Raw genomic sequence first — 8,677 nt, forward strand, 5'->3', positions numbered from 1 at the left:
ATGAAGGCAGCTAGTCGCGAAGCACAGTCGCACGTCACCGGTCAGCTCGAATCGCTGATCGGCAGCGCCGACAACGCAGTCGCCACCGCAGCACAGATCGGCACCGAACTGTTCCTCATCGTGGACCAGCTCGACACCGAACGTGCCCTGCGCGTGGCAATCGCCGACACGTCGCTTGAAGCAGGCCAGCGCGCCGGCATTGTCAAGGACGTTTTCGGCGGCAAGGTGGCGGAACCCACCCTGAACATCCTCACCGCAGCAGCGGAGCAGGAGTGGTCGACCCCGCGCGAATTCCGCGCAGGTCTGATCAACCTGGGCCGTTTCGCACTGCAGAAGGGTGCACAGGAACAGGGCCAGTTGGAGCAGGTCGAAAACGAGCTCTACCAACTGTCCGTCCTCCTCGAGGACGAAAAGGAGCTCACGCAGCTCCTGTCCGACCGCACCGCAACCGCTGCGCAGAAGCGCGGACTGCTAGCTAGCGTGATTTACGGCAAGGTGACAATGTTCACCGAGGCCCTGGCCCTGCAGGTCATCGGCCGGCCGCACCACAACCCTGTCGACGATCTCGCCGCACTGGCGGAGAACGTTGCAGAGATGCGCGGCAAGTCGGTTGCACGTGTGAAGACCGCTGAGGCGTTGAACGACACTCAGCGTGACGCACTGGCCCGCAAGCTGGAGCAGATTTACGGCCGCGAGATCGCCATCCACTCTGAGGTTGACCCCAGCCTCCTCGGCGGAATGGTGGTTCGCGTGGGCGATGAAGTCATCGACGGTTCGACGCGCGGCAAGATCGAGCGTCTCCGTACCGATATGGCAGCCCAGGCGGCTAAATAATTAACAATATGCTGGATAAAACTACCGAGAGCAGGAAGAACATGGCGGAGCTGACGATCTCCTCCGATGAGATCCGTAGCGCGATAGCGAACTACACCTCGAGCTACTCTGCGGAGGCCTCCCGTGAGGAGGTCGGCGTGGTGACTTCGGCCGCAGACGGTATTGCCCAGGTTTCTGGGCTGCCGGGCTGCATGACGAACGAGCTGCTCGAGTTCCCCAACGGCGTCATCGGCGTCGCCCAGAACCTTGAGACCGATTCCATCGGTGTCGTGGTGCTGGGTAACTTCGAGACCCTTTCCGAGGGCGACGAAGTCAAGCGGACCGGCGAGGTCCTCTCCATCCCGGTCGGCGAGAACTTCCTCGGCCGCGTGATTAACCCCCTGGGTCAGCCGATTGACGGCCTTGGCCCAATCGAATCTGACGAAGAGCGTGCACTGGAACTCCAGGCCGCAGGCGTTCTCGACCGCCAGCCGGTCGAAGAGCCGCTGCAGACGGGCATGAAGGCGATTGACGCCATGACCCCGATCGGCCGCGGCCAGCGCCAGCTCGTCATTGGTGACCGCAAGACCGGTAAGACCGCGGTCTGCATCGACACCATTTTGAACCAGAAGGAGTTCTGGGAGACCGGCGATCCGTCGAAGCAGGTGCGCTGCATCTACGTCGCCGTCGGCCAGAAGGGCTCCACCATCGCTGGCGTTCGCCAGACGCTGGAGGAGGCCGGTGCCCTGGAGTACACCACGATCGTGGCTGCTCCGGCATCCGACTCCGCAGGCTTTAAGTGGCTCGCACCGTTCTCCGGTGCAGCACTGGGCCAGCACTGGATGTACCAGGGCAAGCACGTCCTGGTGATCTACGATGACCTGACCAAGCAGGCAGAGGCATACCGTGCCATTTCGCTGCTGCTTCGCCGCCCGCCGGGCCGCGAGGCATACCCGGGCGACGTGTTCTACCTGCACTCCCGCCTGCTGGAGCGTGCCGCAAAGCTTAACGACGAGCTCGGCGCAGGCTCCCTGACCGCACTGCCGATCATCGAGACCAAGGCGAACGACGTCGGTGCCTTCATTCCGACCAACGTCATCTCGATTACCGACGGCCAGGTCTTCCTCCAGTCCGATCTCTTCAACCAGGGCGTGCGCCCGGCTATTGACGTGGGTATCTCCGTGTCCCGTGTCGGTGGCGCCGCACAGACCAAGGGCATGAAGAAGGTTGCCGGTAACCTGCGTCTGGACCTCGCGGCATACCGTGACCTCGAGGCCTTTGCTGCGTTCGCTTCCGACCTCGACGCCGCTTCCAAGAAGCAGCTCGAGCGCGGCCAGCGCCTGGTCGAGCTGCTCAAGCAGTCCGAGCACGCGCCGCAGCCGGTGGAATTCCAGATCATCTCGATCTGGGCTGCCAACGAAGGCGTCTTCGACGTCGTTCCCGTTGAGGACGTCCGCCGCTACGAGACCGAGCTGCACGAGGCTATCAAGGCCAACGCACCGCAGGTCTACGACCAGATCGCTGGCGGCAAGCAGCTTGACGACGACTCGCAGGCCGCAATCCGCCGCGTCAACGAGGACCTGGCACGTAACTTCCAGGCATCCTCCGGCGAGCGCATTGTCCGCGAGGCCGAGCACGAGCCGCTCGACTCCGGCCAGGTTGCGAAGAACCAGCTCAACGTCAGCCGCTCCTAGTGCCAGTCGGTTCTAGGACTACTACATAAAGGAAGGGAGGAAACACCATGGCAACGCTTCGCGAATTGCGTGACCGCATCAGGTCCGTCAACTCCACGAAGAAAATTACAAAGGCCCAGGAACTGATCGCCACCGCGCAGATCACCAAGGCCCAGCAGCGCGTCGAGGCGGCTAAGCCGTACGCCGACGAGCTCAAAGACGTCATGGAACGCCTCGCGTCCGCGAGCTCCCTGGCCCACCCCATGCTCCACGAGCGTGAGAACGGCCGGGTCGCGGCAATCCTCGTGGTCACCTCTGACCGCGGTATGGCCGGCGGCTACAACCACAACGTGCTGAAGAAGGCTGCGCAGCTTGAGCGCATGCTGACCGAGGCAGGTTACGAGGTGGTTCGTTACGTCACCGGTAATAAGGGCGTGACGCACTTCAAGTTCCGTGACATGGATGTCGCGGGATCATGGACCGGATTCTCGCAGCAGCCGTCTTGGGAGGACACGCACGACGTGCGCCACCAGATCATCGACGGCTACATGGCTGGCTCCGAAGCCACCGTCCCGCTTCGCCAGAACGGCGAAACGGGCGAGTCTGTCCGCGGGTTCGATGTTGTCCACGTTGTCTACACCGAGTTCGTATCCATGCTTTCCCAGGAGGCACGCGTCGATCAGCTTCTGCCGATCGAGCCGGTCCTGGAAGAGTTCAAGTACGAACAGGAAGACATGCTGACCAACTCTGGTGAAGTCAGCCCGGACATGAACTTCGAGCCGGACCCGGACACGCTCATGGATGAGCTGCTGCCGGTCTACGTTTCCAGGTTGCTCTACTCGATCTTCCTGGAAGCAGCGGCCGCCGAGTCGGCATCGCGCCGCACGGCAATGAAGAATGCGACCGATAACGCCACCGAACTGGCCAACGATTTGTCTCGCGAGGCAAACCAGGTCCGTCAGGCGAAGATCACCCAGGAAATCACCGAGATTATCGGCGGCGCTGGTGCGCTGTCCGGTAGTGGAGAAAGTGACTAAATCATGACTACTGCTCACTCTTTTGATGAGCGCAACGACGATCTGGCGGGTGCGGCGCTTCCTGAGGCCGACACCCAGACCGCAGATCGGGTCGAGAACACTCAGAACCCGCGCGGTTCTGAGAACGGCCGTGTCGTGCGCGTCATTGGTGCAGTCGTCGACGTGGAGTTCCCGCGTGGCGAGCTGCCCGCTCTGTACAACGCTCTCGAGGTCGACATTGACCTCGGCGAGATGTCCCGCACCATCGTGCTCGAGGTCGCCCAGTTCCTGGGTGACAACCTCGTCCGCACGATCGCCATGGCCCCGACGGACGGCCTCGTCCGTGGCGCCAAGGTAGCGGACTCCGGCAACCCGATTTCTGTCCCGGTCGGCGACCAGGTCAAGGGCCACGTGTTCAACGCACTCGGCCAGTGCCTGGACGACCCGTCGGTCGGTCAGACCGGTGAGCGCTGGGGCATCCACCGCGAACCGCCGGCCTTCAAGGACCTCGAAGGTAAGACCGAGATCCTCGAAACCGGTATTAAGGTCATCGACCTGCTCACCCCGTACGTTAAGGGTGGCAAGATCGGCCTGTTCGGTGGTGCAGGTGTTGGTAAGACCGTTCTGATCCAGGAGATGATTACGCGTATTGCACGCGAGTTCTCCGGTACCTCGGTCTTCGCCGGCGTCGGCGAGCGCACCCGTGAGGGCACCGACCTGTTCCTCGAGATGGAGGACATGGGCGTGCTTCCGGATACCGCGCTTGTCTTCGGCCAGATGGATGAGCCGCCAGGGGTCCGTATGCGCGTGGCCCTGTCCGGCCTGACCATGGCGGAGTACTTCCGCGATGTCCAGAACCAGGACGTGCTGCTGTTCATCGACAACATCTTCCGCTTCACCCAGGCAGGTTCCGAGGTATCGACCCTTCTGGGCCGTATGCCTTCCGCCGTGGGTTACCAGCCGACTCTTGCCGACGAGATGGGTGTGCTCCAGGAGCGCATTACCTCGACCAAGGGCCGTTCGATTACGTCGCTGCAGGCCGTTTACGTGCCGGCTGACGACTACACCGACCCGGCTCCGGCAACCACCTTCGCCCACCTCGATGCGACCACCGAACTTTCCCGTTCGATCGCTTCGAAGGGCATCTACCCGGCAGTGGATCCGCTGACCTCCACGTCGCGCATCCTTGAGCCGGGCATCGTTGGCGAGCGTCACTACAACGTCGCTCAGAAGGTGATCGGCATTCTGCAGAAGAACAAGGAACTGCAGGACATCATCGCCATCCTCGGTATGGACGAGCTCTCTGAGGAAGACAAGATCACCGTGCAGCGCGCACGTAAGATCCAGCGCTTCCTGGGCCAGAACTTCTTCGTCGCAAAGAAGTTCACTGGCGACGAGGGTTCCTACGTCCCGCTCGAAGAGACGATCGACGCATTCGACAAGCTCTGCGAGGGCGAGTTCGACCACTACCCAGAGCAGGCATTCAACGGCCTGGGTGGCTTGGACGACGTCGAGGCTGCATACAAGAAGCTGCAGGCGTAGGAGGAACCATGGCTGAACTTACCGCTCAACTGGTCTCGGTTGACCGCCTGCTCTGGAAAGGTCCGGCAAGCATCGTCACCGCTCAGACTACGGAGGGTGAGATCGGTATCCTTCCTGGGCACGAGCCGCTCTTGGGGCAGCTCAAGGACAACGGTGTGGTAACCATCCGCCCGATCGACGGCGAGCGTATCGTCGCGGCCGTACAGGGTGGGTTCCTCTCCGTTGTCGGCGACAAGGTGACAGTCCTCGCGGACTACGCCATCTTCGCCGACGAGGTTGACTCCGCCGTCGCAGAGTCCAACCTCGACAACGAGGACAGGGTCGTACAGGCTCGCTCGGAGGCGGAGCTGGCGGCCGTTCGTCGCAACGCGCACTAGTCGCTGCGCCGAGGAAGGCGTAACGCCGGCCTGACCAGCGCCCCCATCCGGATACACATCCGGATGGGGGCGTTTTTCTATGCCCCCACTCGCGCAGCGTGCGCATAAAAGACACAAAGGGCGTTAAGATATTGCGCATTACCCGCTGTCTGGAGGTTGAAACAATGGTGTTCGTCGTTGCCGTGGCTGTGCTTGTGGTGGCCACGTTTGCGGCGTCTGCCATTTGGCGGTTCAGCATGGTCCGCGGTAGCGGTTCCCGTGCCATGATCCGCCAGATGCCGGCCGAAGGCATCCATGGCTGGCGCCATGGTGTCTTGAGGTACGACGGGGAGCGCATGCTGTTTTACAAGCTGCGCTCTTTGTCGTTTACGCACGATATGGTCGCGGACCGACGCCTGCTGCAATTCACAGGCTTGCGGGACGTGACGGCAGATGAGCGCCAGTTTATGCCCGATATTGCGAAGATTCTGCAGGTCGATTCGCCCGATGGCGGTATCGAATTTGCTGCTGATCGTCGCACGCAGATGGGTTTTATCTCGTGGATTGAATCGGCCCCGGACGTACGCGCCGAGCGCACCGATATGCGCTCACTTGAGGAGCGCGCCCAGCGAGAGACCGAGCGTTAGCGGCGTTCGTCGCAACGGTACCCTTGGGCGCATGCGTCTAGTCATCGCCCGTTGTTCTGTTGATTATGTGGGTCGCCTCGATGCCCACCTGCCTGAAGCGCTGCGTCTCATCCTGGTGAAAGCGGACGGCTCTGTGTCCGTCCACGCCGATGACCGCGCGTATAAGCCGTTGAATTGGATGATGCCGCCGTGCACGCTGCGGGTGGAAAACGTTGTTGATATGGATGGCGATGACACTGGTGAGGAGCTGTGGATCGTCGAAAATTCCAAGGGTGAACAGTTACGCATCACCATCGCAGAGGTGCTTCTCGACGAATCACGTGACCTCGGCGTCGATCCCGGCCTGGTCAAGGATGGCGTCGAGGCACACCTGCAGGAGTTGTTGGCTGAGCACATTTCGACGCTCGGCGAGGGCTACGAACTTGTCCGCCGCGAGTACCCAACTGCGATCGGCCCGGTCGATATTTTGGCCCGTGACCCGCGTGGCGGAACGGTTGCGGTGGAGGTGAAACGTCGCGGTGGCATCGACGGCGTCGAGCAGCTCACCCGTTACGTCGAGTTGCTCAACCGCGACGAGTTGCTGCGGCCTGTGCGTGGCGTGTTCGCCGCCCAGGAGATCAAGCCGCAGGCGCGCACGCTTGCCAGCGACCGCGGATTCGATTGCGTGACCCTCGACTACGACGAACTGCGCGGCATCGAATCGAACGAACTGCGATTGTTCTAAATGCCACGCAAGAATCGCCGCCAGTACCAGTCGCCGCGCTACGTCCTGCCGCGTGACGGGTCGACCTTTATCGGCACCCAGGAGATGGAGGGGCCGAAGTGGACGAATGGCGAGATATTCAAGGTCCGCCAGATCGGCTCGGCAGCCGCAACGAAGTTCTACATTTGTCCAGGGTGCAACCAGAACATTCCTCCCGGTGTGTCTCATGTGGTGGCATGGCCGCGGGATTCCGGCAGGGGAGTCGATGATCGGAGGCATTGGCATAAGCATTGCTGGGGTCGTCGATAAGCGGGCGTTAGACTGGGCCGCATGATTGCAGCGTTTTCGGTCGCACCGACCTTGACGGAAAATTCCAACGCCGAAATGTCCGACATCGTGGCACGCGCCGTGAAGGTCGTCCGGGAGTCCGGGCTGCCGCACGAGACCACCGCCATGTTCACCACCATCGAGGGCGAGTGGGACGAGGTCATGGACGTGATTAAGCGTGCCACCCAGGCGGTGGAGGAGGTTTCTCCACGCGTGTCGCTCGTGGTCAAGGCTGATATTCGGCCCGGCTACACGGACATGTTGCACCAGAAGATCGAGTCGCTGAACAAGCACCTGGAGGATTAGCATGACCAACCCGCAGTTCACCGGCGGCGCTATTGACTTAGGCGCGCTGGCGCAGCAGCCTGAGCCTGGCGACTTTCAGCCGTTTGTCACCGTCAACGCCACCAACGTTGAGGCGGTTGCGTTTGAGCGGTCCAAGCAGATCCCTGTGATCCTCATGGTGGGCACGGACCGTTCTGAAGATTCTGTCGCGCTCAAGGCCACGTTCGAGCGGCTCGCGGCGGGGCAGCAGCAGTTTATGGTCGCCTACATCGACGCGGATGCCACCCCGCAGGTGGCACAGATGCTCGGCGTGCGCGTGTTGCCCACCGTGGTCGCGCTTGCCGCAGGACGCCCAGTGGCCAACTTTGAGGGCAATCAGCCGGCCGACCAGTTGGAGCAGTGGATCGGCCAGATCGTTGCCCAGCTTGGCGGCCAACTCCAGGGGCTTGGTGGCGAGGAGCCTGCGCAGGATCCGCGTCTCGACGACGCCACCGCCGCCCTCAACGCCGGCGACTTCGATCGCGCAACTGCGCTTTACGACGCCATCCTTGCCGACGACCCCACCAACTCCGATGTCAAACAAGCCAAGAACACCGTCGCCGTACTCAAGCGGCTCAACGACCAGGACGGCGACGGCGACGCGGTGGATGAGGTGGAGCAGCAGCTGCTCGCCGCGGATGCGCAGTTTGTCGGTGGGGATCCGGAAGGTGCCTTTGATCTGTTGCTCGGCATGGTGAAGACGGAGCCGCGTGCGAAGGAGCGTCTGCTCGAACTGTTGACGTTGCTTGCTCCCGACGACCCACGCGTGATTTCGGCGCGCACTAGGCTCGCTAGCTCGCTGTTTTAGAGTTATCCACAGGGGCGAATTCGCAAATTTCACAGGCTCGCAGAGGTGGGTTGCGGGTTTGGTCTAGCGTCTTGGGCATGAATTCGTTCGAGGTGTTAGTGCAGGCGATGTCGGCCGCAGCGTTAGAGACGCTGGCCGACTTCGACCTTGATGTTGCACTCGCCTCGGGCTTCGCTCCGGACCGGGCGCGTGCCTGGTCGCGGCTGCGGGATGTGTACTTCGGGCGCACCAAGTTCACGCGCAAACAGGCGGTGGCAGCTACGCGTGCTCGGGCGTTCTCTCTGGACGAGCTCGCACTGATCGAGCGGCGTATCGCACCGGTAAAGGTTGCTTCCCAGCGGTGGGCGCTGCGCCTGGCCTTACTTGAGGTCGAAGGTGGGTATCGGGCGATTGAGGCTGCAGCACGCTCGTTGGTGCCGGCGGATACGAAACCTGCGGTGGATGCGGCGAAGTTCGGCCCGTCGCGAA

General features: G+C 62.2%; 10 protein-coding genes and 1 pseudogene. All 11 read left to right on the plus strand.

Annotated features, from left to right (window positions below):
• The gene (locus HMPREF3120_RS08405) at positions 1-834 is read left to right on the plus strand and encodes a F0F1 ATP synthase subunit delta (RefSeq protein WP_070452223.1); all 834 of its coding nucleotides are present in this window, start codon (positions 1-3) and stop codon (positions 832-834) included.
• 8 nt (positions 835-842) lie between these two features.
• Positions 843-2,507: a F0F1 ATP synthase subunit alpha gene (gene atpA / locus HMPREF3120_RS08410; protein ID WP_070421846.1), complete on the plus strand. Its 1,665-nt coding sequence runs from the start codon at positions 843-845 to the stop codon at positions 2,505-2,507.
• Positions 2,508-2,554: 47 nt separating this feature from the next.
• Positions 2,555-3,523, plus strand: coding sequence for a F0F1 ATP synthase subunit gamma (locus HMPREF3120_RS08415; RefSeq protein WP_070421847.1), 969 nt, complete (start codon positions 2,555-2,557; stop codon positions 3,521-3,523).
• Positions 3,524-3,526: 3 nt separating this feature from the next.
• Positions 3,527-5,044, plus strand: a complete 1,518-nt coding sequence (atpD, locus tag HMPREF3120_RS08420) for a F0F1 ATP synthase subunit beta (protein WP_245167978.1) — start codon at positions 3,527-3,529, stop codon at positions 5,042-5,044.
• Positions 5,045-5,052: 8 nt separating this feature from the next.
• Positions 5,053-5,421: a F0F1 ATP synthase subunit epsilon gene (locus HMPREF3120_RS08425; RefSeq protein WP_070421848.1), complete on the plus strand. Its 369-nt coding sequence runs from the start codon at positions 5,053-5,055 to the stop codon at positions 5,419-5,421.
• A gap of 164 nt (positions 5,422-5,585) precedes the next feature.
• Positions 5,586-6,047 (plus strand): DUF2550 domain-containing protein, encoded by a 462-nt coding sequence (locus HMPREF3120_RS08430; RefSeq protein WP_083279365.1) that lies wholly within the window; start codon positions 5,586-5,588, stop codon positions 6,045-6,047.
• Between the two features lie 31 nt (positions 6,048-6,078).
• On the plus strand, positions 6,079-6,771 hold the full coding sequence (gene nucS, locus HMPREF3120_RS08435; RefSeq protein ID WP_070452226.1) for an endonuclease NucS: 693 nt from the start codon (positions 6,079-6,081) through the stop codon (positions 6,769-6,771).
• Entirely contained in the window at positions 6,772-7,059 is a 288-nt protein-coding gene (locus HMPREF3120_RS11765; RefSeq protein ID WP_070421850.1) for a hypothetical protein, read from the plus strand.
• 21 nt (positions 7,060-7,080) lie between these two features.
• Positions 7,081-7,383, plus strand: a complete 303-nt coding sequence (locus HMPREF3120_RS08440; protein WP_070452229.1) for an MTH1187 family thiamine-binding protein — start codon at positions 7,081-7,083, stop codon at positions 7,381-7,383.
• Between the two features lies 1 nt (position 7,384).
• Entirely contained in the window at positions 7,385-8,209 is an 825-nt protein-coding gene (locus HMPREF3120_RS08445; protein WP_070452232.1) for a tetratricopeptide repeat protein, read from the plus strand.
• 77 nt (positions 8,210-8,286) lie between these two features.
• Positions 8,287-8,677 (plus strand): annotated as a pseudogene (locus HMPREF3120_RS08450) (hypothetical protein); the annotation flags it as partial.

Origin of the sequence: Corynebacterium sp. HMSC11D10 (genome assembly GCF_001806995.1) — a bacterium.
Lineage (GTDB): Bacteria > Actinomycetota > Actinomycetes > Mycobacteriales > Mycobacteriaceae > Corynebacterium > Corynebacterium coyleae.

Excerpts from the sequence above, each read along its gene's own strand:
- HMPREF3120_RS08440 (WP_070452229.1), top strand. The coding sequence starts at position 7,081 with ATGATTGCAGCGTTTTCGGTCGCACCGACCTTGACGGAAAATTCCAAC.
- nucS (WP_070452226.1), top strand. The coding sequence starts at position 6,079 with ATGCGTCTAGTCATCGCCCGTTGTTCTGTTGATTATGTGGGTCGCCTC.
- HMPREF3120_RS08430 (WP_083279365.1), top strand. The coding sequence starts at position 5,586 with ATGGTGTTCGTCGTTGCCGTGGCTGTGCTTGTGGTGGCCACGTTTGCG.
- HMPREF3120_RS08405 (WP_070452223.1), top strand. The coding sequence starts at position 1 with ATGAAGGCAGCTAGTCGCGAAGCACAGTCGCACGTCACCGGTCAGCTC.
- HMPREF3120_RS11765 (WP_070421850.1), top strand. The coding sequence starts at position 6,772 with ATGCCACGCAAGAATCGCCGCCAGTACCAGTCGCCGCGCTACGTCCTG.
- HMPREF3120_RS08425 (WP_070421848.1), top strand. The coding sequence starts at position 5,053 with ATGGCTGAACTTACCGCTCAACTGGTCTCGGTTGACCGCCTGCTCTGG.
- atpA (WP_070421846.1), top strand. The coding sequence starts at position 843 with ATGCTGGATAAAACTACCGAGAGCAGGAAGAACATGGCGGAGCTGACG.
- HMPREF3120_RS08445 (WP_070452232.1), top strand. The coding sequence starts at position 7,385 with ATGACCAACCCGCAGTTCACCGGCGGCGCTATTGACTTAGGCGCGCTG.
- atpD (WP_245167978.1), top strand. The coding sequence starts at position 3,527 with ATGACTACTGCTCACTCTTTTGATGAGCGCAACGACGATCTGGCGGGT.
- HMPREF3120_RS08415 (WP_070421847.1), top strand. The coding sequence starts at position 2,555 with ATGGCAACGCTTCGCGAATTGCGTGACCGCATCAGGTCCGTCAACTCC.